Raw genomic sequence first — 20,931 nt, 5'->3', positions numbered from 1 at the left:
GTTTTTGCCGCAATCGATGAGACAGAACCGGGTCGCCAAACTCCCGTAAAAATCACCTAGCAGGCTGGTCATTGAATCGTGGATAGTCCTTGACAATGTCATCGCTGTTGTATCGGTCCTGCTTTCCGCTCATTCTCCGATTGGTTAAGCGATTCAGCTGTTTTTCACCAGCCTTCTAGGGGCAAAGAGCAGTTTTTTGGCGAAATACCGCTGATGGGCTGGCAACGGCAGTATTTGCCGTCTTGATCAATGACAATTGATCATTTTCAAATCGTAATCATTACGATAAAATAACACACACACATCTGTCAGTATAAGAAAGGAGTTCCCTATGAGAACAACGTCCATCCTTTTGTCTCTCCTTTTGACGCTGAGCGCTTGGCTGTACGGCTGTCAATCGAATCCGGAGACAAACGAAGCGCAACCATCGAAAGACCGACTGACGATTTACACGACGGTGTATCCGCTCGAAGACTTTGCGAAAAAGATCGGCGGCGACGCGGTAATCGTAAAAAGCGTATATCCGCCGGGGGCGGAAGCTCATACGTTCGAACCGACGACGAAAACGGTGCAGCAAATTGCCGAGGCGGACGCTTTCATTTACATCGGCCAAGGAATGGAACCGTTCGCCGAAAAGCTGAAAGAAACGTTGCAACATGAGCATGTCCGATTTTTCGTGGCCACCGAAGGCATTGAATGGCTTGAAGCCAACGATGAACACGAACATGAGCATGACGAAGCGCACAAAGACGAACAAAGCGAAAACGATCAGGCAGACCATAACCACGGACACAGCGAAGGCGATGAGGCAGACCATGGCCACGGACACGGTGACCGAGACCCCCACGTGTGGCTTGATCCGATCCGCTCGATCGTGATCGCCGAGAACATTCGCGATCTGCTGACGGAACTGAAGCCGGAAAAAAAAGCGCAGTTTCAGAAAAACTTCGAAACCGTAAAAACAAAGCTCGAGCGTCTTGACGCCCAGTTCCGATCGGTCATCGAAAAAGCGCCGAAAAAAGAAATTCTTGTCTCCCACCAAGCGTATGGATATTGGGAAGACCGCTACGGCATCAAGCAGCTGAGCGTTTCCGGGCTGTCGCCAAGCAACGAACCGTCGCAAAAAGCGCTGGCGCAGCTGATCGAAACGGCGAAACAACATCAGATCCGCTATATGATTTTTGAGCAAAACGTTCATCCGAAAACAGCGGAAGTGATTCAAAACGAACTCGGCGCCCAACCGCTCCGTCTTCATAACTTAGAATCGCTGACCACTGAAGATCGAAAAGCGGGGAGCGATTATTTTTCCATCATGGAGGAAAATATTCGCACATTGCAAACAGCGCTTCAATAACCACATCCCGAGGGCGTCTCAACCAGCGATGAGACGCCTTTTTTTGTCGCCGCATGGCCTCGCGCTTGCCCCAACAGTCCGGTGAAAAACCGCTAATTCCCTTCAGCAATGAGGGCAGGACCGATGCAACAAGGTTTTTCTCGTTGAAAAATGAGATGGCAAAGCCTTATCCACGAGTAAATCACCACCCCTCCAAGCCAGCGCGGTTAAGAACGAACGCTTGACGCCCCGCTCAACATCACGCCTATTTCAAGCCCCAAGCTAGCGCATTAAGAACGTCCCGCTTTTTGCACCTTTGACCGGCGAGAACTTCCTTCTTCTTGCTCTTTTCTCTTGCGGCAACAGAAAAGCCGACATTCGGAATAACTTACGAAACATTGGCAAACCATAAAGAAAAAAAAGAAAGGAATGGCTGAACGTGGATGATTTGGTGATTGCCCGCAGCTTATTCGGGACGACGATGGCTTTTCATATCATTTTTGCCACGCTAGGCGTCGGAATTCCGCTGTTGATTTTATTGGCGGAGCTTCTGTACCAGAAGACGAAAGACCGCGATTACGCCGTCATGGCGAAACGGTGGACGAAAGGATTGGCGGTTTTGCTTGGGGTCGCCATTCCGTCCGGCACTATCGCCGGGGTGCAGCTGTCGCTCTTATGGCCGGGGTTTATGGAAGTGATCGGAAAGGTGATGTCGCTTCCGTTTCAAATTGAGATTTACGCCTTTTTTATTGAAGCGCTGTTCATGTCGATTTATGTGTACGCCGCTGACCGCATCTCTCCATGGATGCGGATTGTCAGCGTCTGTTTTGTCGCTCTCGGCGCCAGCGCTTCTGCCATTTTGATTACGAATGTCCATGCGTTTGAAGGCACACCGGCGGGATTTCGGATCGAAAACGGTGAAATCGTCGATGTCGACCCGTGGGCGGCCTTTTTCAACCCAAGCTTTTTCGTCACGGCCGGACACGTCGTTTTGTCCGCTTATATGACCGGGGCGTTCGTGTTGGCTTCCATCGCCGCTTATCAGTTATTGCGCGCCCGACAGGACAAACGAGTGCGCCGGTTTCACCAAAAGGCGCTCAAGCTCTCGTTGACCATCGGCGGCGTCTTCTCGCTGCTGACCGCGATCAACGGCCATGAATCCGCCCAGCTTCTGCATGAATACCAGCCGGAAAAACTGGCCGCCGCTGAAGGGCTGTTTGACACCCAATCCCATGCCCCGCTGGCCATCGGCGGATGGACCGATCCGGAAACGCAATCGGTCAAATGGGCGATCGAAATTCCATGGGCGCTCAGCTTTTTAGCCGGCAACCGCTTTGACACGGTTGTCAAAGGGCTGAACGACTTTCCAAAAGAATGGTGGCCGCCGTTGTTTGTCCATACGCTATTCAACGCCATGGTAGGGATCGGCATGTTTCTTTTGGTTTTGTCCATCGCGGCTTGGATTTGGCAAAAGCGCCGAGCTTCTCTCGATTTTCCGCGCTGGTTTCTCTACAGCTTCGTCGCCGCTGGGCCGCTGGCAGTAATCGGCATTGAATGCGGCTGGATTTTCGCCTGCACCGGAAGACAGCCATGGGTCATTTACCGGATGATGAAAACAGAAGACGCCGTCACGCAAACGGAAAATTTAGCGCTCTTGTTTGCGTTGTTCGTGGCCATTTACGTTTTGTTGAGCATCGCTGTCGTGCTCGTGCTTCGCTACTATTTCCGCCGCCATCCGGTGGCGGATGACCTGCGACCATCGCCTGGCGAAGACACGTTGTTCGTCTAGAAGACTGGTGAAAAACGGCTGAGCCCCTTCATCAATGGGAGAATGTGCGGAAAGAAGGAACGATACAACAAGGTTTTTCTCATTGTAAAGGCATATCCACGATGACATCACCATCCTCCTAGAAGGCTGGTGAAAAAACGCTGTTTGCCTTGATCGATGATGGAACGCGTGAACATAGAAGCTGATGCAGCCGGTTTTTCTATTTGAGAAACGATTGCGAGAAGCGGTTGTGTGAGTAAATCACCGCCCCCCTAGAAAGGAGAACGTTGATGACAAACGAGTTGATCGCTGTTTCGGTGCTGTGGGGATTTATTTTCATCTATGCGGTTATGGCGACGATGGATTTTGGCGCCGGGTTTTGGTCGATGATCTACATCCATCGCGCCAGAGCGAACGCCACGAAGATTGCCAACCGCTATTTATCGCCCACTTGGGAGGTGACCAACGTCTTTATCGTCGCGATTGTCGTCGCCTTGTTCAGCTTTTTTCCCGGCGCCGCTTTTCTGCTTGGGACGGTGCTGCTTGTCCCCGGCAGCATCATTTTGATCTTGCTCGCCATCCGCAGCGCTTTCTTGGTCTTTGCCCACGTGGCGAAAGAATATGAAAAAGCGCTCACTTATATTTCCGGCCTCACCGGCATCATCATCCCGGCTCTGCTTATCAGCGTGCTGCCGATCACGCATGGAACGTTCATCGAGGTCGATGCAGGCGTTCCGACGCTCGATTTGAAACGCTTTTTTACGAGCGCCCACGCCTATTCCTTTATGGGCTTTGCGATTTCGAGCACGCTGTTTCTCTCCTCTCTTTTATTGGCGGATTATTCGCTTGAAGCCGGAGATCGGGAAGCCTACCGCCTGTATCGGCGCGACGCTTGGATCACGGGGCCGATTTCGCTGCTGATGGCCGGAGGCATCATGTTGACGATGCGCAACGAAGCGGCATGGCTGTATGACAACATGATGGAGTATTGGCCTTGGCTCGCCGGCTCGGTAGCGATGTTCGCCGCCGCGGGCATGGCGTTGCTGCTGCCGTCGGCGAAGCATCCGGGCGTGCAGGGGCGGCCGCGGTTGGCGGTCATTGCGATTGTTATTCAGTATTTTCTCGCCAGTTACGCCTATGGAAAAGCCCATCTGCCCTATATGGTGTATCCAGATGTGACGATCGAGTCGGCCTTTACCCATCCCGACACGTTCCGGGCGCTGTTTGTCTCCTACATCGTCGGTTTCCTGATTTTGTTTCCGGGCTTTGTCTATTTCTGGCGGCTGTTTATGCACGACAAACGCTATGTGCGGCCAAAATAAACAGACAGAAAAATTCCATGGGCAGCACGATTTTCCATTCACCTAGGGATGAAAATCCGCGCCAGTTCGGCATTTTCACGGAAAGATCCATGGGCAATGGTTTGCCCTCCACCCGGGGATGAAAATCACCGCTCGCCGGCGTGGGATTTTCACAGAAAACGCGCGGCCAAAATAAATGGGAAAAGGCGCTCCACACAGCTAGAGGCGCCTTTCCCCAGACCGCCGCGCGACGGGAACCCCGCCAGGCCGTCTTCTCTCGCTATTGCAACGAGCGGACGTAGGCGGCGATCGCCGCGATTTCCCCCGGCGTCAACGTCGACACTTCTTTCGTCCGATGGCGGCGGATCGCTTCCTCGATCGTTTTCGCGCTGCCGTCATGCAAATACGGAGCGGTCGCCCAGACGCCGCGCAGCGTCGGCGTATCCCACTGCTTCGGCGTCCGCGGGTTTGTGAACCGGGCGCGGGCGTCGCCTTGGGAGGCGCGGTCCTTCGGGTTGGCCGTACCGATATCATGCAAATAGGCGGTATTGGCAGTCGTCAATTTGCCGTCCGGCCCGACCGCTTTGCCGCTGTCGGTGAAATATTCGCCCCCATGGCAGCGTAAGCAATTCCCTTTCCCGTTAAAGAGCCGCTCCCCTTCCTGCGCTTCCTCCGTCAAACGGCCGTCCGCCTTTCGATACGGGCTTTTCGGCACCGGGAAGGAGCGGGGGTCATTCAAGTAGGCGAGCATGGCGTCAAACATATGCTGGACGTTCGGCGGCAGCGGCTTGGACGGGTCGATCGCCATCATGCCGCCCATCTCGCCTTGCACCGTATGAATATAGTCGGTAAAATCGTCGCGCGAGCCGTCCCACATAAACAGCCCCGTTTTCGTCGCCAAAATGTTGCTCGGCACGTTGCGCGGCCCTTTCGCGGTCATAAGCGTCAAGCCGTTGATGTCGCCGTCGCTATGGCACGACGCGCAGCTCATCCAGTTATTCCCCGTTATATTGATGGCGAATTCGTCGCTGTTTGCGCTGTAAAAGATCGTTTTCCCTTCGCGCACGAGCGGAGAGAGCGAATCTTTGGCAATGAGGCGGATCGGGCCGTCTTCCTGCTTCGCTTTCGCATACGGGCTTTTCCCGCCGGTGTTGATCACCGCGACATCATGGCTCATGGCGTTGTGGACGTACAAGACGTTTCCCGCGGGCGAAATCGCCACCCCGCGCGGATTGTTGCCGTGGATGCGGCGCAAAATTTGCGTCGCCTTGCCGCCGCGGCGCAAGTCGAAGACGACGAGATCCTCGCTGCCGGACATGATCGCGTACGCTTTGCCGCCGTCCGGCGAAAACGCCACATCGTACGGATTGGAGACGATGATCGTCTCGTTATGGACATCGGTGACATTGATGGCGGCAAACAGCTCTTTCCGCTCGTTCGTCAACTCAACGTCGTTCGTCACATCAATGACCGAAATGGCTGGAAACACCGTTTCCTCAAATTGAATCGGCGTGTCGACGTTCGTCAATAAATGCGGAACGTACGCCTTCTTCCCGTCCGGCGCGATGACGATTTGCTCGAGTGTGTTCGGGAGGCCTTGGCTTTTTTTCCGGTCGACTTGATCCGGCGACGGGGCGAGGGCGATTTCCTTGATGACCTTCCGTTTTTTCGCGTCAATCACGGTGATTTTCGCGGCCAAATATTGTGTCACGTACAGCTTCCTTCCGTCCGCTGTCAGCGCCAGTGCCCGCGGACGGTCCCCTGCTCGGATGTCTTTGATTCGCTTCCCGTTCTCGGCGTCAAACACCGAGACCGTGCCTGAGCGGTAGTTGGCTACGTAGACTTCCGTCCCGTCGGGGCTCGTGACGATGCCGAACGGCTCGATGCCCGTTTTCCAACGATCGATGACTTTCCGCTTGGCAAGCGACACCACGTCCACTTCATCATCATACATGCAGGAAACGTACAGCGTCCGGCCATCCGGGCTGAGTGCGAGCTGGCGCGGTTCGCGGCCGACGGGAATCTCCGCCTCCTTTTTCTTCGTTTTCGTATTGACGATCGTTACCGTATCAACGTCAATGTTGGCGGTATAGACATAGCGTCCGTCGCTGCTGATGGCGATATTGTCGCCGTGCGCCGGGGCGTGCCTTGTCGTTTTCGGCTTTTCTTGCCACGCTTTCTCAGCTTGGCAGCCGGCCAACAAGACGGCCACCGCCACGGCGAACCACCATGTGCGCATTTCCATTCCCCCGTCTTTTTACGAAAATGATAACCATCCTCAATTTTACAAAGAAAAGCGGCGAATCTCAATCCCATCCGCCGCTTTTCATTCCTGTTAATTGCTGTCGGAGCCGGTTTTGATTTTGACCGTCCGCAGCACCGGCGCGATGCCGTATTTGCCGCCGGCTGACTGCACTTGCGGCACATGATCGCGGTCGGTGTTGCCCAATGTTTTTCCTTTGATGTACACATCCCCCGTATCCCAAAACTCGCTCGCCTGCATCCCTTCTGCAAGCGTCGGCCCGTCGACGATCCGGTCGTAAAAGTCGACGTAGCGGGAGATGATCGTTTCGCGTTCCAATGCTTTCGCCGTCTCACCGGCTTGGTCGTTGTTCAAGTTTTGCAGCGCGACGCGGAACACGCCCGACAACGCGCCGGCGAGCCATGGGGTGTACTCGTCCTCTTTTTCGCCGGTATGGTACACATGCCATGTTTTATCCCAAAAATGGCGGTCCATCGCTTCGTAAACACGGCGCGCCGCATCGCGGTATGCTTCGTTTTTTGTCGCCAAAAACGCCGCCGTCAGCCCGCGGATGGCGCCAAGCTGAGCAAGCAGCGTCGGCTCCTCTTGATCCGGCCCTTGGCCGATCGTATAGCCGTTAGCCACCAACCCGTCTTTTCGCATCAACTGTTTCAAAATAAAGTCCGCTTGCCGGCGGATCATCTGAAGCGCCCGCTTTCCTTCCGGCGTGCCGAGCCCTTTGGCGCTCTCGCCGCTCGCATAGCCGACCGGCATCCCATCAATGGCGCGCTCAAAAATGCGGAGCGCTTCCATCGTATAACCAGCGTGGAACGTATCGACCCGCTTTCCTTGCGCATGGCCGTCATGTTCGGTCACAAACGCGCCCGCTTGTTCGTTGAAATGCATGGCATCGATGTTGCGAAAGACTTGCAGCAGCACGTCGCGGTTGACGGAATACGGATCGTCGGCCGTGCGGTCGTTGGCTCGATCGGCATCGACATTTTCCTTCGCCGCTTTCGGGAACGGGCTTCCGTCAAACACGGCTAAAAACGCCGGATTTTGGTTTTGATTTTCCGGACGCTGATCCGTCATGCCGAAAAACTCCGCCGCCGGCCAAAGCATCAGCCATTGATCGGCAAGCAAGCTGCGAGGATCTTTGACGACCAGCTTCGCCGCATCCGGCGCCCGCTCGCTTCCCCCTTCGGCCACTTCCACGGCATGCGGCAAATAGACCAATCCGCCGCTTGGATTGTAGCGGCTGCCCGCTGCATTCGTCAACATTTGTCGCTTCGCATCATAAAACAAATGATCGCGGATAAAAGCGAGCTTGTTCCATATTTGTTCCGTCAAAATCATCCCTTGCAGCCCGTCGGCGGAGCTGACACCAAGAGCGACGTTCCCGCTTCGATCATCGTTTGGCGTTTTCGCTTCCACTTCTTCGTCGCTGTCTTTTTGGTGGAAATTGCCCAAAAAGTCACCGGCCCAAAGCGCCTGCTTCAAAAAGACGCCGCCGTAAGCTGCCGGCGTGAGCACTTTCTCCATTTTTCCGCGATCCCAACGGAGCGATTGAAAATCGACTTGATAGACAGGAACGTATGTGCCGTCATCATTTTCCGCGTACACGTCCGTGTCGACCTTTTGCGCATAATGAGGGTCGCCGCCGGCATATTCAATGAACGTCGGAAACATGTTGCGGAAAATTTCCTCGCGCGGATAGCCGACGCTGTCAGCAAGTTCATAAAAACGGTCGGCAAGCGCCTGATCGGCAGGCTTTTGCTGTTGTTCCGCGCGCTTTTTAGCGATCGGGCCGTGAATGAGATGAAGTCCGAGCCCGGACTTTTCCACGACTTCGTACATCGCCTCTTCCGAATATTCGTACGACTCGATGCCGGCCGTATAGTCAAATTTCGTCGGCTTGTCAAGTTTCCTAGCATCGAGCGTATCCAAGTCCAGTCCGAGCCCTTCCGCCAGCGGTTCGCCGGAAAGCTCAAACTCCGAGTAGGCAAACATATTGCCGGCCGTATCAAACCGATCGTCCGCTACCGGCACGTGCAGACGCGGCGCTTCCGCTGAACGTTTGTCCTCTTTTTCCCCGACGCCGGAACAGCCGGACGCCAACAGCAGCGACACCGCCGCCGAGGTCGCCATCACTTTCCAAGGCATGCGTTTCATCTTTCGTTCCCCCAAACATCATTGATGATCGTTTAGCAGATCCCAGCACGGTTGCTGTTGCGCCAGAAAAACCGCCGTTCCCGCCATGCCGGTCTGCCGCGATGGATCTGGATGGCCTTCCCCTTTTCCGTACCGCTTGAGAACCATGGCTGAACACCGTCGCTTTTTGCCGGAGACGCTAATGATTGAATCACGCAGACCGCTTTCCAGCCTAGTTTCTCAAACGGAAATCGCTTCTTCCCCTCCTCATCGGTCAGAGAGAAGGATCTTTTTTCAAGGCGGCTGATGATGTAATCGCGCAAACGGCTTTACCATGTCATGTCTTAATTCGAAAAACCTTGTTGCATCGGTCCTGCTTTCTGCTCATTCTCTCATTGGTTAAGGGAATGGGCGGCTTTTCACCAGCCTTCAAGAGAAAAGGGGGCCGCTTTATCAAATAACGATTTTCATTCTCACCAATGTCCATTATACGTCGTCATCTCTTCGCATTCAAGCGGAAATCCATTCGATCCGCCGTCCCCCTGTCCATAAAAAGCAGCATTCCAGCTCGCATGGGCAAAATCCAGCCGCTTTTTGACATACAGCCGGAGCCGTTTCTTTGCAGCGGCGAATCGCTTCCTCTTCTTCCTGCCATAACAGCACGCGGACGCGGTCGCGGTAAATGATGTACACTCGTTCCTCAGCTTCAGCAGCCATTCCGATCGGCCGGTACGCCGCTTCCTCGGCCGCGCCAAAAAACTGCAGCAAATGATCGGTCACTTTCGCCAACACAAGCCCGTAGTGCAGCGGGGTTGGAAACGCCGACAACGACAGGAGCGGGCGATACATCTCGATCAGCTTGAGCAACTCTAGCGGCGATCGCAAGGAAGGGGCGGTTTCGCAATACGCCTTGACGACGCAGCGGAGAAAACGGTGAACAGCGCCAATCCCAGCGCTTGGCAACTCCTGATGTCCCGTTGGCATCGCTGCCACCTCCTCGTATCTTTTATCACCGGTGAAAAGCAGCTTATCCACCTTCGACGCATTAGTGTAAATATGGCGCAGTACGTATTCACGGTGAAAAGCAGCTTATCCATCTTTGCCTCCGTTCGCAGAAAGGGCTTCTCATCGTTGACCGAAGGAACAGAAAACGACACCTGATGCGATGCAGCCACGTCGTTTGCCAGCGATTCAGCCGCTCCTACTAGGCCGGTGAAAAAGGCTGTTTCGTTGCCCAATGAGAGCAGATGAAAAAAGAACTTGTGTTTTCAAGTGTGCCGATGCTTCGATCACCCTTTTTCCCGCTTGCCCGGAAACATTCATCGGTGCGCTTCCAACTGTTGAATGACTGAGTGAATCGAGCTCCATGACCGTCTGGCAAAATAAATGGGCTTGTCTTTGCTTTTCGCTTTTTCTTTCACTTTTTTCGCCAAATTGTGGTTCACGTAATCGATCATTACTAAAATGGCATCAACGTGCTCAGGAATGTCCTGTCTTACCATATTCACTTTTCGACCGCTAATATGAATGATCTCGCGAAATCCAGAATCGGCCAATTTATCGGAAATGTTGCCCAAATGATCAGCTCCAACGACAAGCAACGACGCCATAAACGCCATTCTCCTTTCCCAATCGTTTTGTTTTTATTTTAATTGAGAATGATTCTCTATGTCAATAAAAACCTTCGTTTCAGCCAATGATTGCATTCATAAATTCTCCGGGAAGCGCCATACTATGGATGCAGGCGATTTCATGACAACAAGGGGGATGACTGATGGCGAAGGATGTTCTTTGTGAAGTGCGCAACTGCCACTATTGGGCGGAAGGAAATCGCTGCAGCGCTGAGGCCATTTATGTCGTCAGCCATACGGGAAAGATGGCATCGGATTCATCGGAAACAGACTGCAAAACCTTTATTCCTGCCGATGAAGCGTAACGCCCAGCCCATCGAGCGCTGCCTGTTCCAGCGGGCGGCGCTTGCCTCATGTAAGGGGGATTGACGATGAATAAGCGCCTAAGCCTCATTCAAGCGTTTCGATCGGAAATGAAGCGGGCTGCCCGCGGAACCGCTTTGCTCCACATCAACTCGTTCACTAATTTATGGGAATATGAAATTGGGGCATTTGATGGGTTGCCGAAGGATATCGAACGGCTTGTCGCCGACCGCGCCGCCGAGCTCGGGCTGATGGACGAGTAGGCCTGAACCATTGCACCATCGGTTCTTCTTTTTCACCCGTTCGCTCATGGATGAGGACAACTCCTGTTGTTCACCCACTTTCTAGAAGTCCGGTGAAAAACCGCGGTCGCACACCAATCGATGGCATTTTCATTCAGAAGAGAAAACTGGTTCTGCAGGTTTTTTCTAATTGAGAAATGAGTGGAATCAGTCGTTTTCGCACGAAATCACCAGCCTCCTAGAAAAAAAGCCGGCGCCCGCTACGGACGGGACGCTGGCTTTTCCTCTGCCGGAATGAGCGTTTTCAATTCGCGGCGCAGCAATTTTTGCGCGGCGTTGCGCGGCAGCCGGTTGACGAAGTAAATGCGGGCCGGCACTTTGTATTTTGCCAACCGCGCGCGACAGAACGCGCGCAACGCTTCTTCATCCGCTGCGGCGCCCGGTTTGAGGCGGACGAAGGCACACGGCACTTGCCCCCATGTTTCATCCTCGATACCGGTCACCCCCGCTTCCTCAACGTCCGGATGCGAAAGCAGGACGGCCTCGATTTCAGCCGGGTAGACGTTTTCTCCTCCGGAAATGATCAAATCGGAACGGCGGTCGAGAACGTACAAAAATCCGTCTTCATCCAAGTAACCGATATCGCCAGTGTACAGCCAGCCGTCGCGAATCGCGGCCGCTGTCGCCTCAGGGCGGCGCCAGTAACCTTTCGTCACGTTCGGCCCTTTGACGACAATTTCCCCCGCTTCGTACGGAGCGGCCGTCTTTCCGTCGTTCTCGATGCGAAGCTGAGCGGGAAAGAGCGGTTTGCCGGCCGAACCGAGCTTCGTCAAGCTGTATTCCGGGGCAAGAGTTACTATTTGCGATGCCGTTTCCGTCATGCCGTACGTTTGATACACCGGTATGCCCTTGTCTTTGCACGCCTCCAAAAGCGGCCGCGGCGCCGGCCCGCCCCCTAGCAGCAGACAGCGAAACGTGTCCGGATAACGCGCATCCCCAAGCGCCGCAAGCAACCGCTGCAACATCGCCGCCACGACCGACATGACTGTCACCTCGCCGCGCATGATCCAGTCGTTCGCCTCTTCCGGATCAAACGATGGCTGCAAGCGCATCGGCATGCCATAGATGACGCTGCGCATCACGATCGACAAACCGCTGATGTGAAAGAGCGGCACGGCGGCAAGCCAGCAATCGTTCTCGTGCACACCCAAATTAAGCGCTGATCCGACCGCGCTCCACCAATGGTTGCCGTACGTTTGCATTACTCCTTTCGGCGCTCCAGTGGTGCCGGATGTATACATGATCGTCGCCACATCGTCAAGATCACACGTCTCTTTCTCATCGACCTCCGCTTCCGGAAGCGCCGCTAGTTCTTCGACCGATAAAACGCGGCCGTCGCCACCCAATCGCCCCGCCAAATCATTATCGGCGATGACGAGCCGGGCGCCGCTGTCATCAAGTTGCCAACCGAGTTCGTAAGCCGTCAGGCGCACGTTCAGCAGCAACACCCGAGCCCCAAGGAAAAACAAGGCGTGAACGAGCTCCACCATTTCGATGCGATTTTTCATCAACAGCGCGACGATCTCGCCCTCTTTGACACCGGCCCGAGCGAGACGGCGCGCCCAAACGGCCGCCGCTTCATGAAGCGCCGCAAACGTTTTTGACCGCTTTCCATCGCTAACCGCGACTCGCTCCGGCGTCAAAAACGCCCGTTGCTTCAGCCAATTCGGCATCATCGTCATCGGCTTCCCTCCGTTTCTTCGTTTGTCAACTGTTTTTCATCGCCCTAATAGGGAAAAAGCAGCTCGACGCACGAGGTCAAGCTGCTTGGCAGCGCTCACGGGAAGCGCGGGAATTGGCCGAAATCCGGTTTCCGTTTTTCCTTGAACGCCCGCATTCCTTCCTTCGCCTCTTCGGTCGTGTAGAAAAGAAGGGTGGCGTCGCCAGCGAGCTGTTGGATGCCAGCCAACCCATCGGAATCGGCGTTGAACGCCGCCTTTAAGAAGCGAATGGCGGTCGGGCTTTTTTCCAAAATTTCCTTCGCCCATTTGACGGTCTCTTCCTCAAGCTGATCAAGCGGGACGACTTTGTTGACGAGCCCCATCTCGAGCGCCTCTTGAGCGTTGTACTGGCGGCACAAATACCAAATTTCGCGCGCTTTTTTATGGCCGACGATGCGCGCTAAATAGCCGGCGCCATAACCGCCGTCAAAGCTGCCAACTTTCGGGCCGGTTTGTCCGAAGATGGCGTTGTCAGCCGCAATCGTCAAATCGCAGACGACATGAAGCACGTGGCCGCCGCCGATCGCATAGCCGGCGACCATCGCGATGACCGGTTTCGGAATGACGCGGATGAGCCGCTGCAAATCGAGCACGTTCAAGCGCGGAATTTCGTCCTCGCCAACGTATCCGCCATGGCCGCGCACTTTTTGATCGCCGCCTGAACAAAACGCTTTGCCGCCGGCGCCGGTCAAAATGATGACACCGATGTCCGCATCATCGCGCGCCTTCGTGAACGCATCAATCATTTCGTTCACCGTTTTCGGCCGAAACGCGTTATGTACTTCCGGACGATTGATCGTAATTTTGGCGATGCCGTCGTACGTTTCATAAATAATGTCTTCATACTCATACTGCTTCACCCATGGAAACGGCATTCACAATTCCCCCTTGTCATGAATTCACTTACTATTTTAGCAAAAATCTCGGGCTGTTCCACGTGAATTGCATGTCCGGCTTGACTCACGGACATCCGTTCGCTATTTGGCAACCGCTCTCGCATTTGGGTCGCAAGGCGACAAAACTTCTCATCTTCTTCCCCACATAGGAGAAGAACGGGCTGCTGCACCCCGCCAAGCTGCTCCCAAAACGACGGCTGCACGCCGGTGCCCATTCCGCGCAAGCTGTTGGCCAGCCCCACCGCCGTATGGCGAAGCCGCTCACGGCGAAGCGCCGCCCGCACTGGCGCCGGCAACCGCCGTTGTGTCGCAAACAATGGAATCTGCTCCCAATAGTCGACAAACGCGCGCACGCCCTCCTGTTCAATCCGGCGCGCCAACGCCTCGTCCGCTTCTCGCCGCGCGCGCCGTTCCGCTTCTGTTTTCAGCCCCGGTGAACTGCTTTCAAGAATGAGACGGCGGACGCGGTGCGGATAAAAAATAGTAAACGCCAAAGCTAGACGTCCTCCCATCGAATACCCGAGCACGTTCACCTGTTTGAGGCCGAGCTGATCAAGAAGCGCAGCCAAATCAGCCGCGGCCCGCTCGATTCGATAGCGCATAGCAGCGGCCGGCGCTTCGGTCCGCCCATGCCCCAACAGATCGACGGTGATACAGCGCCAACTCGACCAATGCGACAATAGCGGACGCCATGTATCAGCGCTGCCGGTAAACCCGTGAAGCAACAACAGCGGTTCCCCTTCCCCATATTGTTCCACATGGTAATCAATCCCATTCAACTTCATATTGGTTCCGTTCCTCTTTGTTCGAGAAATTTCGCAATTTCCTGGGAAACCTCATCCCATAGCTGTCGATGCATACGGACGTTTTCCGCCCGCGACGTCCGCACTTCGACAACATTCAGGCCGCCGCTGTGGAGCGCTGCTGAGACATGGCGGCGAAATTCCTCCCATGTGTGAGGCTGGGCATAGCGGCCTCCGTATAGATGAACCGCATGGTGAAACGATAGATCGGTCGGCGTGCCAAACAGCGTTTCGAACGCTCCTTCATAGCGAGCCTGCGGCAAAAAGGAGAAAATGCCCCCACCGTTGTTGTTCAACAAAATGATCGTTGCCGACAGCCGATGCATGGCGGCGGCCAACAGCCCATTGACATCATGGTAAAACGACAGATCGCCGATCACGAGCACAAGCGGATCCGTGACCACACTGGCACCTAGCGCGCTCGAGACGACACCGTCGATACCGTTGGCACCGCGATTGGCCAACAGGCGAATCGATTTGTCGGTGGTCCAAAAAAACGTATCGGCATCGCGAATTGGCATGCTGTTGCCGACAAAGAGCGCCGCACCGGGCGGCAGCAGCTCAGCGAGTTCCGCGAACACTTTTCCTTCAAACCATTCGTCAGACGGCAGACGCTCCCGCAGCACGGTGCGGGCGAGAGCGTTGATCTCCCTCCAAACGGTCGACCAAGCGCCAGCGCGCGGCTTCGGTTCAGCCAGGCCAAGCAGCTGGCGACAAAACGCCGCAGCATCGCTATGGATGAAGCACGAAGCCGCCAGCGTCGGATCGCGAAAGCCGCCGTCATCGACGACGATTTGCCGGATAGTGCGGTGCTGTTTCAGCCATAAAAAGAGCGGTTTCGACACTGGCATGGCGCCAAAACGAAGCACCACGTCCGGGACAAGGTGGGAAGCGGCCGCTTCCTGCCGCAATATGGCGTCGTAGCTGTCAATCACATACGTTTTGTCATGCGAGCCGGCGCGCAGCTGGGAAAGCGGATCGGCGAGAATCGGGAAATCCAGCGCGCGCGCAAGCTCCGTCACCGCTTCAGCAAAACCGGGCTGATCAAGCGGTCCGCAAACAATCAGCCCACGCTCGGCCGCCGCTAACTGCTCGTAAACCATCGCCGCACTGTCGCCCGCCAGCATCGAACGACCGCTCAGAACTTGCGGCGCTTTGGAAACGGACCGCACGCTCTCCCAAACGCCATCATCGATCTCGGGAACAAGCGGCTCGCGAAACGGGGCGTTGACATGGACGGGACCAGCCGGGGCGCTTGCCGCCATCGCCGCGGCCCGCGCCGCCATCGTCCGCGCATAGCCGATCATCGCATCGGTCTCTTCCGGCAGCGCCAAGTCGACAAACCATTTTGCATATCGTCCGTATAAATGCAGTTGGTCAATGGCTTGCGGCGCTCCGACATCGCGCAGTTCGTGCGGGCGATCAGCCGTCAGCACGACCAGCGGCACCCGCGAATAGTGCGCCTCCACGATGGCCGGCCAATAGTTGGCCGCCGCCGTCCCGGACGTGCATACGAGCGCGATCGGCCGCTGCTTCGCTTTCGCCATGCCGAGGGCAAAAAACGCGGCGGACCGCTCATCAATGTGCATCCAAAAGCGAAACTTAGGATGAGCCGCGATCGCCATCGCCAACGGCGTCGAGCGCGACCCCGGACTGATGACCGCTTCGGTCACCCCAGCCTGCGCCAAGCCGTCGACCAACGCGGCCACGTACAACGATAACGCCTTAGTCATTATCCATCACCCCTAAAGCGGATCGCATCGGTCTCATTTTCACCGCTGTTTCCTCATACTCGCTGTCCGGGTCCGAATCAGCGACAATGCCGCAGCCGGCAAACAGAACAGCATCGTTGCCAGCGAGCAGCGCAGAGCGAATGGCGACCGCCCATTCCCCGTCACCTTCGCTGTTCACCCAACCGATCGGGGCAGCGTACCACCCGCGGTCTAGCGGCTCAAGGGAGCGAATCGCCGCCAACGCCCGTTCGCGCGGCGATCCGCCAAGCGCCGGTGTTGGGTGAAGCAACTCCACCAATCTGAGCACAGACGGCTCGCGGCAACCACGGCCGACGACCGGAGTGCACAAATGCTGAATGTGCGGCAGCTTCAGGAGCTGCGGCTGTGCGGGCATTTCCACCGCCTCACAGACCGAGGAAAAAAGGCGGTGAATCATGCGCACGACGAATTGATGCTCCTCACGATTTTTCGCATCCGCCTGCAACCACGCGCCAAGCCGCTCGTCCTCATTCGGAGTGGCGCCGCGGCGCACCGATCCGGCCAAGCATACAGAACGGCATGTCAGCCCAATCTTTTCGACAAGCTGCTCGGGAGAAGCGCCGATCAAACAGCGGCCATCTTGTTCAAAAGCAAACAAATAGGCAAACGGCTGCTGCTCGCGCAGGCGGAGAAGCACGGCGGCCGGATCGGGCGATTCTGTGAACCGCAAGCGGCGGGCGCGGGCCAGCACCACCTTGTCCAATGAACCGGCGCGAATTTGCCCGATGGCTTCACGCACCGCGGCAAGCCAACGATCACTCGCTTCCTCAACATCGGAAACAAGCGCGGGCAGCGCCGCCGGAGCATCCGCGCGCAGTGAAGCGCGATCCAACAGCCGTCCGACCCGCTCCATCTCCTGTTCTCCTTTTCCGCCGACAGGCACCGTCACCGTCAGCTGTGCCCGCCCGTCGCGGACGGTAAGAAGCACCGCTGGAGCGATGAGCTTAGCGGCCGGAAAACGACTCCATAAACCGGTTCGCTCCCGATGCGGATCAAACGAAAACCCGCCGAACAAGAGCGGCGGCTGATGGACTTCGCCATAGCTGACGACACGCTCGCTCCATTCTTGACGCTTCGCCTCCATCTCGGCAAACCGGTCATCGCCGTTATCCGTCTCCAATGTGCACACCGAGCCGAGGCCGACTAGAACTGTAGTCCCGCTTGGATTCGACCAAAAAAACCGTTCGCGAAATCCGCACGCCGGCCCTTGCATAAAAAAAGAAACCGGATCGATGTGTTCCCACGGTTCCGTCCAGCTGACAAACGGCCTCGCTGCACGCGCCGTCCATTTATGCAATTGTTGCTGAAGCTGATGTCGAAATCCAATGGCCATTCATCCTCACGCTTTCTTTCGCAAAGTTCCTTCCCCATCCCAATTCCTATTATATATAGTAGGAAATAATTTATCTATCGGAAAGGGTTGACACGCTTTCACCGTTTTCCTACACTTATTTTGAACGTAAACGAACCGTACTTTCACGGAATATAAGGGGAATGGGGACATGCAACTGTTAACGATGGACCAACGCCCGCCAGCCCGCCGCGACTGGCGTGTCTTTTGGCGGCTGACGCGTCCGCACACGCTGACAGCGGCGTTTGTGCCCGTCTGCGTCGGCACGGTGCTGGCGCTTGGCGACACATCAGTCGACTGGCTGCTGTTTGCTGCGATGCTTTTGGCTTCGCTGCTCATCCAAGCGGCGACAAACATGTTCAACGAATATTATGACTACAAACGCGGTCTCGATTCACCTGAATCCGTCGGCATTGGCGGCGCCATCGTCCGCGATGGCCTCAAGCCAAAAACCGTGCTCGCCTTGGCGTTTAGCTGCCTAGGGGCGGCGATGCTGATCGGCGTCTATATCTGCATGGAAAGCAGCTGGTGGCTCGCCGCTGTCGGCACGATTTGCATGGCGGCCGGCTACTTTTACACCGGCGGACCGTTTCCGATCGCCTACACTCCGTTTGGCGAGCTGGCAGCTGGGTTTTTCATGGGCTGTTTGATCATCTTGATTTCGTATTTCATCCAAACCGGCGCCATTCACGCCGATGTCGTTTATGTCTCGATCCCGGTGGCGATTTTCGTCGGTGCCATTTTGCTGGCCAACAACATCCGTGACTTAGAGGGCGACCGCGAAAAAGGGAGAAAGACGCTCGCCATTTTGGTCGGGCGCGTTTGGGCGGTACGCTTGCTCGCCCTCATGTTTGTCGCCGCCTTTCTTTGGACGGTCGGACTTGTGATGATTGGCACCGTTCCTCCTTGGGCGCTGCTCGCCTTAGTCAGCGTTCGAAAGGCGGTGGCGGCGACGCGGGGATTTATCGGCAAAATCAAACCGCTGGAAATGATGCCAGCCATGAAAGCGACAGCGGAGACGAATACGCAATTCGGCTTTTTGCTCACCATCGGCTTGTTGATCAGCCATTGGCTGTAACACGGTCACCATGTGGCCGTGTTTTTTTATGCTGACAAACATAAACCAGTTGGTTGCCGCCTTTATCCTCTGACCGTGTTTTTTATGCTGACAAACATAAACCGGCTGGCTGTCGGCTTCATCCTCTGACCGTGTTTTTTTTTCGTTTTCGCCCATACTAACCTTATAAAGGGCTGACGGAACGCCGCGGGCGCCCCGCCGGGAAGTGTTTCTCCCACGGAAGCGCGCCTTGATTCCGATGGGCTCCGTTTCTCGCAAGCGGTTGAGAAAACGCGGCCGGATGCCACGTCAGCCTGAACAACGCGAATGGCGAAGGAAGGAGTTGCAACCGATGTTGACGAACGAACAGCTGGCCGCCCTCCGCTCCACCTTGCTCGCGATGAAACAGGACATCGAAGAGCGGCTGAAACAAAACGACCATTTCGGCCTCATGCGCAGCCATGCCCACGATGCCACCGGCGAGCTGGCCAGTTATGACAATCATCCGGCCGACGAGGCGACCGAGCTGTATGAACGGGAAAAAGATTTGGCGTTGGATGAACATACCGAGCGCGAATGGCGCAGCATCGAGCGGGCGCTCCAAGCCATGGACGAGGGAACATATGGAACGTGCCGCGTCTGCGGTCAGCCGATCCCGTACGAACGACTGGAAGCGCTGCCGACCACCCTTTATTGCCGGGAGCACAGCCCGGACCAAACCGTCTCACAAAAACGGCCGCTGGAGGAAGGAGTGCTCATGCCGCCGTTTGGCAAATTTGATTTTGACGGCCGCGATGAGTCGGTCGCTTACGATGCCGAGGATGCGTGGCAGGAGGTCGCCCGTTACGGCACGTCCGATACCCCGTCCGACCTTGGCAAAAACGTTGACTACTACGGCGAAGTGTACGCCGAGTCGGAAGAGAACGCCGGCTATGTCGAGGACTTGGAAAACTTCGCGGCTGTCGATTTGTACGGAAAAAACGTTCACGTGTACCCGACAAGAGAACACGAACAGCTCGAACAGCAATTGGATGATGAAGGCATCATGTCCAATCTCGGCGATTTGCCGGCGTACGAAAAAGACCCGTATACGTCCGCAGGCAGTTACCGCCGTTATGACGAAAGGCCATCCGAACAACGTTTTGATGAACCCACTCCTTAAACGATCCGGGAACAATGAACTTCACACAAAGGATCATCGGCACTTTGGTCTTTTTTGAAACGGAGGAAGTGCGTGTTCCGTACTACATACTGCAACGGAACGAAACGATAAACCTACACGAAATTGAGTACCAGCTGAACGCCGATGATTGACCTAAACAAGGGTGTCTTGAGCTAAGCAGGGCACCCTTGTTCCACCTTCAACCTTTTCAGGTGGGTCCGGACCATCGGTGAATGTCAACCGTTTTCACCTTCCGTTTTGACCTAACGTTCTGCGCGAGAAAGGGAACGCGACATCTTTCTCGATTGGGGACCCTTAACTAAACGTACTTTTCTCTCAGCATCCCTCGCGAGCGAATTACCGCCTTGACCGACGAGTCAAACGCGTTTTCCCGTTCGGTCAGTTCGGCCAACGGGGTCGTTTGATCCATGAACCGACGGGGCAAACGCGTTTTCCCGGTCGTCTAGCCCGTCGATTTCCCGATTTGTCTCGTTGACCCCCGCCCCTTTAGAAGGCTGGTGAAACACCGCTGTCACACACCAATCGGCGGCATTTTCATTCAGAAAAGAAAGCGGATTTTGCAAGTTTTTTCTAAGAGACCGGTGATTTAAGGGGACAAGTCGCTTATCAAGCCCGTTTCTCAAATAGATAAGCCTTGTCGCATCAGGATCGCCTTTCAAGCGTTCCCCCATTGCTCAAGAGAAACAACCGTTTTTCACCAGCCTCCTAAAAGGTCGGTGAAAAACCGCTGTCTCACACCAATCGATGGCATTTTCATTCTGAAGAGAAAGCTGGTTCTGCAAGGTTTTTCTAATTGAGAAACAGGTGGAATCAGTCGTTTTTGCACTAAATCACCAGCCTCCTAAATGAGAAATGCGTGAGATCAGTAACGGTTTACCCGAAATCGCCAGTCTTTTAGAAGGTTGGTGAAACGCCGCTGTTTGCCTTGATTGACGGTTGAACGGTGAACATAGCAGCTGCTGCCACCAGTTTTTCTACTTGAGAAACGATTCGGAGAAGCGGTTGTGTGAGCCAATCACCGCCCTTTTCCACAAATATCCCCATCACCACCCGGATGTCGATAAATTTTGGTTGCACATCGCTTCTTATTATATTATAATATATATAAATTAATAAT

Annotated in this window: 18 protein-coding genes; 7 read left to right on the top strand and 11 right to left on the bottom strand. The window is 55.3% G+C overall.

Translation table 11 applies throughout. The features are described 5' to 3' along the window. Window positions 1-331: 331 nt before the first annotated feature. From NST29_RS03855 to NST29_RS03845, 3 genes are all read left to right on the top strand, one after another. On the top strand, window positions 332-1,354 hold the full coding sequence (locus NST29_RS03855) for a metal ABC transporter substrate-binding protein (RefSeq protein ID WP_033844398.1): 1,023 nt from the start codon (window positions 332-334) through the stop codon (window positions 1,352-1,354). Between the two features lie 418 nt (window positions 1,355-1,772). Then, window positions 1,773-3,122 (top strand): cytochrome ubiquinol oxidase subunit I, encoded by a 1,350-nt coding sequence (locus NST29_RS03850; RefSeq protein ID WP_033844400.1) that lies wholly within the window; start codon window positions 1,773-1,775, stop codon window positions 3,120-3,122. A gap of 269 nt (window positions 3,123-3,391) precedes the next feature. Continuing rightward, window positions 3,392-4,423 carry a cytochrome d ubiquinol oxidase subunit II gene (locus NST29_RS03845; RefSeq protein WP_033844401.1) on the top strand — a complete coding sequence of 344 codons (1,032 nt, stop codon included), beginning with the start codon at window positions 3,392-3,394 and terminating at the stop codon, window positions 4,421-4,423. Window positions 4,424-4,682: 259 nt separating this feature from the next. Here the strand turns inward: NST29_RS03845 and NST29_RS03840 are convergent, their stop codons facing one another. From NST29_RS03840 to NST29_RS03820, 5 genes are all read right to left on the bottom strand, one after another. Further along, the gene (locus NST29_RS03840) at window positions 4,683-6,641 is read right to left on the bottom strand and encodes a beta-propeller fold lactonase family protein (RefSeq protein WP_081897245.1); all 1,959 of its coding nucleotides are present in this window, start codon (window positions 6,639-6,641) and stop codon (window positions 4,683-4,685) included. 96 nt (window positions 6,642-6,737) lie between these two features. Further along, window positions 6,738-8,816 carry a hypothetical protein gene (locus NST29_RS03835; RefSeq protein ID WP_061912406.1) on the bottom strand — a complete coding sequence of 693 codons (2,079 nt, stop codon included), beginning with the start codon at window positions 8,814-8,816 and terminating at the stop codon, window positions 6,738-6,740. Between the two features lie 32 nt (window positions 8,817-8,848). Continuing rightward, the gene (locus NST29_RS03830; RefSeq protein WP_131385638.1) at window positions 8,849-9,118 is read right to left on the bottom strand and encodes a hypothetical protein; all 270 of its coding nucleotides are present in this window, start codon (window positions 9,116-9,118) and stop codon (window positions 8,849-8,851) included. A 187-nt stretch (window positions 9,119-9,305) separates the two neighbouring features. Next, window positions 9,306-9,779: a hypothetical protein gene (locus tag NST29_RS03825; RefSeq protein ID WP_033018306.1), complete on the bottom strand. Its 474-nt coding sequence runs from the start codon at window positions 9,777-9,779 to the stop codon at window positions 9,306-9,308. A gap of 335 nt (window positions 9,780-10,114) precedes the next feature. Continuing rightward, a complete protein-coding gene (locus NST29_RS03820; RefSeq protein ID WP_033018307.1) occupies window positions 10,115-10,405 on the bottom strand; it encodes a DUF2325 domain-containing protein in 291 nt (96 codons plus the stop codon). A gap of 164 nt (window positions 10,406-10,569) precedes the next feature. Here NST29_RS03820 and NST29_RS03815 point away from each other — a divergent pair, with 164 nt between their 5' ends. Together NST29_RS03815 and NST29_RS03810 are read left to right on the top strand one after the other, a co-directional pair. Continuing rightward, window positions 10,570-10,731, top strand: a complete 162-nt coding sequence (locus tag NST29_RS03815) for a DUF1540 domain-containing protein (RefSeq protein WP_081897246.1) — start codon at window positions 10,570-10,572, stop codon at window positions 10,729-10,731. A 66-nt stretch (window positions 10,732-10,797) separates the two neighbouring features. Continuing rightward, window positions 10,798-10,992 carry a hypothetical protein gene (locus NST29_RS03810; protein ID WP_033018309.1) on the top strand — a complete coding sequence of 65 codons (195 nt, stop codon included), beginning with the start codon at window positions 10,798-10,800 and terminating at the stop codon, window positions 10,990-10,992. 239 nt (window positions 10,993-11,231) lie between these two features. Here NST29_RS03810 and NST29_RS03805 read toward each other — a convergent pair whose 3' ends face one another. From NST29_RS03805 to NST29_RS03785, 5 genes are all read right to left on the bottom strand, one after another. Then, a complete protein-coding gene (locus NST29_RS03805) occupies window positions 11,232-12,713 on the bottom strand; it encodes an o-succinylbenzoate--CoA ligase (RefSeq protein WP_033018310.1) in 1,482 nt (493 codons plus the stop codon). 95 nt (window positions 12,714-12,808) lie between these two features. Then, on the bottom strand, window positions 12,809-13,627 hold the full coding sequence (menB, locus tag NST29_RS03800) for a 1,4-dihydroxy-2-naphthoyl-CoA synthase (protein WP_033018311.1): 819 nt from the start codon (window positions 13,625-13,627) through the stop codon (window positions 12,809-12,811). Then, complete coding sequence (gene menH / locus NST29_RS03795; RefSeq protein WP_033018312.1) at window positions 13,609-14,433, bottom strand: 2-succinyl-6-hydroxy-2,4-cyclohexadiene-1-carboxylate synthase; 825 nt, start codon at window positions 14,431-14,433, stop codon at window positions 13,609-13,611. The genes menB and menH overlap by 19 nt, the downstream gene beginning before the upstream one ends. After that, window positions 14,430-16,184: a 2-succinyl-5-enolpyruvyl-6-hydroxy-3-cyclohexene-1-carboxylic-acid synthase gene (gene menD / locus NST29_RS03790; protein ID WP_033018314.1), complete on the bottom strand. Its 1,755-nt coding sequence runs from the start codon at window positions 16,182-16,184 to the stop codon at window positions 14,430-14,432. The genes menH and menD overlap by 4 nt, the downstream gene beginning before the upstream one ends. Next, window positions 16,177-17,556, bottom strand: coding sequence for an isochorismate synthase (locus NST29_RS03785; protein WP_033018318.1), 1,380 nt, complete (start codon window positions 17,554-17,556; stop codon window positions 16,177-16,179). Before NST29_RS03785 ends, menD begins: the two co-directional genes overlap by 8 nt. 169 nt (window positions 17,557-17,725) lie before the next feature. On the opposite strand from NST29_RS03785, the gene NST29_RS03780 reads away from it, so the two are divergent. Further along, window positions 17,726-18,652, top strand: coding sequence for a 1,4-dihydroxy-2-naphthoate polyprenyltransferase (locus tag NST29_RS03780; RefSeq protein ID WP_051985047.1), 927 nt, complete (start codon window positions 17,726-17,728; stop codon window positions 18,650-18,652). A gap of 331 nt (window positions 18,653-18,983) precedes the next feature. Beyond that, a complete protein-coding gene (locus tag NST29_RS03775; RefSeq protein WP_033018322.1) occupies window positions 18,984-19,793 on the top strand; it encodes a yteA family sporulation protein in 810 nt (269 codons plus the stop codon). Window positions 19,794-20,708: 915 nt separating this feature from the next. On the opposite strand, the gene NST29_RS03770 is transcribed toward NST29_RS03775, so the two are convergent. Further along, window positions 20,709-20,891: a hypothetical protein gene (locus NST29_RS03770; RefSeq protein ID WP_324697710.1), complete on the bottom strand. Its 183-nt coding sequence runs from the start codon at window positions 20,889-20,891 to the stop codon at window positions 20,709-20,711. Between the last annotated feature and the right edge of the window lie 40 nt (window positions 20,892-20,931).

It is taken from the genome of Geobacillus sp. FSL W8-0026, assembly GCF_037966255.1.
Taxonomy (GTDB): domain Bacteria; phylum Bacillota; class Bacilli; order Bacillales; family Anoxybacillaceae; genus Geobacillus; species Geobacillus icigianus.
This window is presented reverse-complemented; position numbering and strand designations above follow the sequence as displayed.

Excerpts from the sequence above, each read along its gene's own strand:
- NST29_RS03780 (WP_051985047.1), top strand. The coding sequence starts at position 17,726 with ATGCAACTGTTAACGATGGACCAACGCCCGCCAGCCCGCCGCGACTGG.
- NST29_RS03810 (WP_033018309.1), top strand. The coding sequence starts at position 10,798 with ATGAATAAGCGCCTAAGCCTCATTCAAGCGTTTCGATCGGAAATGAAG.
- NST29_RS03840 (WP_081897245.1), bottom strand. The coding sequence starts at position 6,641 with ATGCGCACATGGTGGTTCGCCGTGGCGGTGGCCGTCTTGTTGGCCGGC.
- menD (WP_033018314.1), bottom strand. The coding sequence starts at position 16,184 with ATGACTAAGGCGTTATCGTTGTACGTGGCCGCGTTGGTCGACGGCTTG.
- menB (WP_033018311.1), bottom strand. The coding sequence starts at position 13,627 with ATGCCGTTTCCATGGGTGAAGCAGTATGAGTATGAAGACATTATTTAT.
- menH (WP_033018312.1), bottom strand. The coding sequence starts at position 14,433 with ATGAAGTTGAATGGGATTGATTACCATGTGGAACAATATGGGGAAGGG.
- NST29_RS03775 (WP_033018322.1), top strand. The coding sequence starts at position 18,984 with ATGTTGACGAACGAACAGCTGGCCGCCCTCCGCTCCACCTTGCTCGCG.
- NST29_RS03855 (WP_033844398.1), top strand. The coding sequence starts at position 332 with ATGAGAACAACGTCCATCCTTTTGTCTCTCCTTTTGACGCTGAGCGCT.
- NST29_RS03805 (WP_033018310.1), bottom strand. The coding sequence starts at position 12,713 with ATGACGATGATGCCGAATTGGCTGAAGCAACGGGCGTTTTTGACGCCG.
- NST29_RS03845 (WP_033844401.1), top strand. The coding sequence starts at position 3,392 with ATGACAAACGAGTTGATCGCTGTTTCGGTGCTGTGGGGATTTATTTTC.
- NST29_RS03815 (WP_081897246.1), top strand. The coding sequence starts at position 10,570 with ATGGCGAAGGATGTTCTTTGTGAAGTGCGCAACTGCCACTATTGGGCG.
- NST29_RS03835 (WP_061912406.1), bottom strand. The coding sequence starts at position 8,816 with ATGAAACGCATGCCTTGGAAAGTGATGGCGACCTCGGCGGCGGTGTCG.
- NST29_RS03825 (WP_033018306.1), bottom strand. The coding sequence starts at position 9,779 with ATGCCAACGGGACATCAGGAGTTGCCAAGCGCTGGGATTGGCGCTGTT.
- NST29_RS03785 (WP_033018318.1), bottom strand. The coding sequence starts at position 17,556 with ATGGCCATTGGATTTCGACATCAGCTTCAGCAACAATTGCATAAATGG.
- NST29_RS03820 (WP_033018307.1), bottom strand. The coding sequence starts at position 10,405 with ATGGCGTCGTTGCTTGTCGTTGGAGCTGATCATTTGGGCAACATTTCC.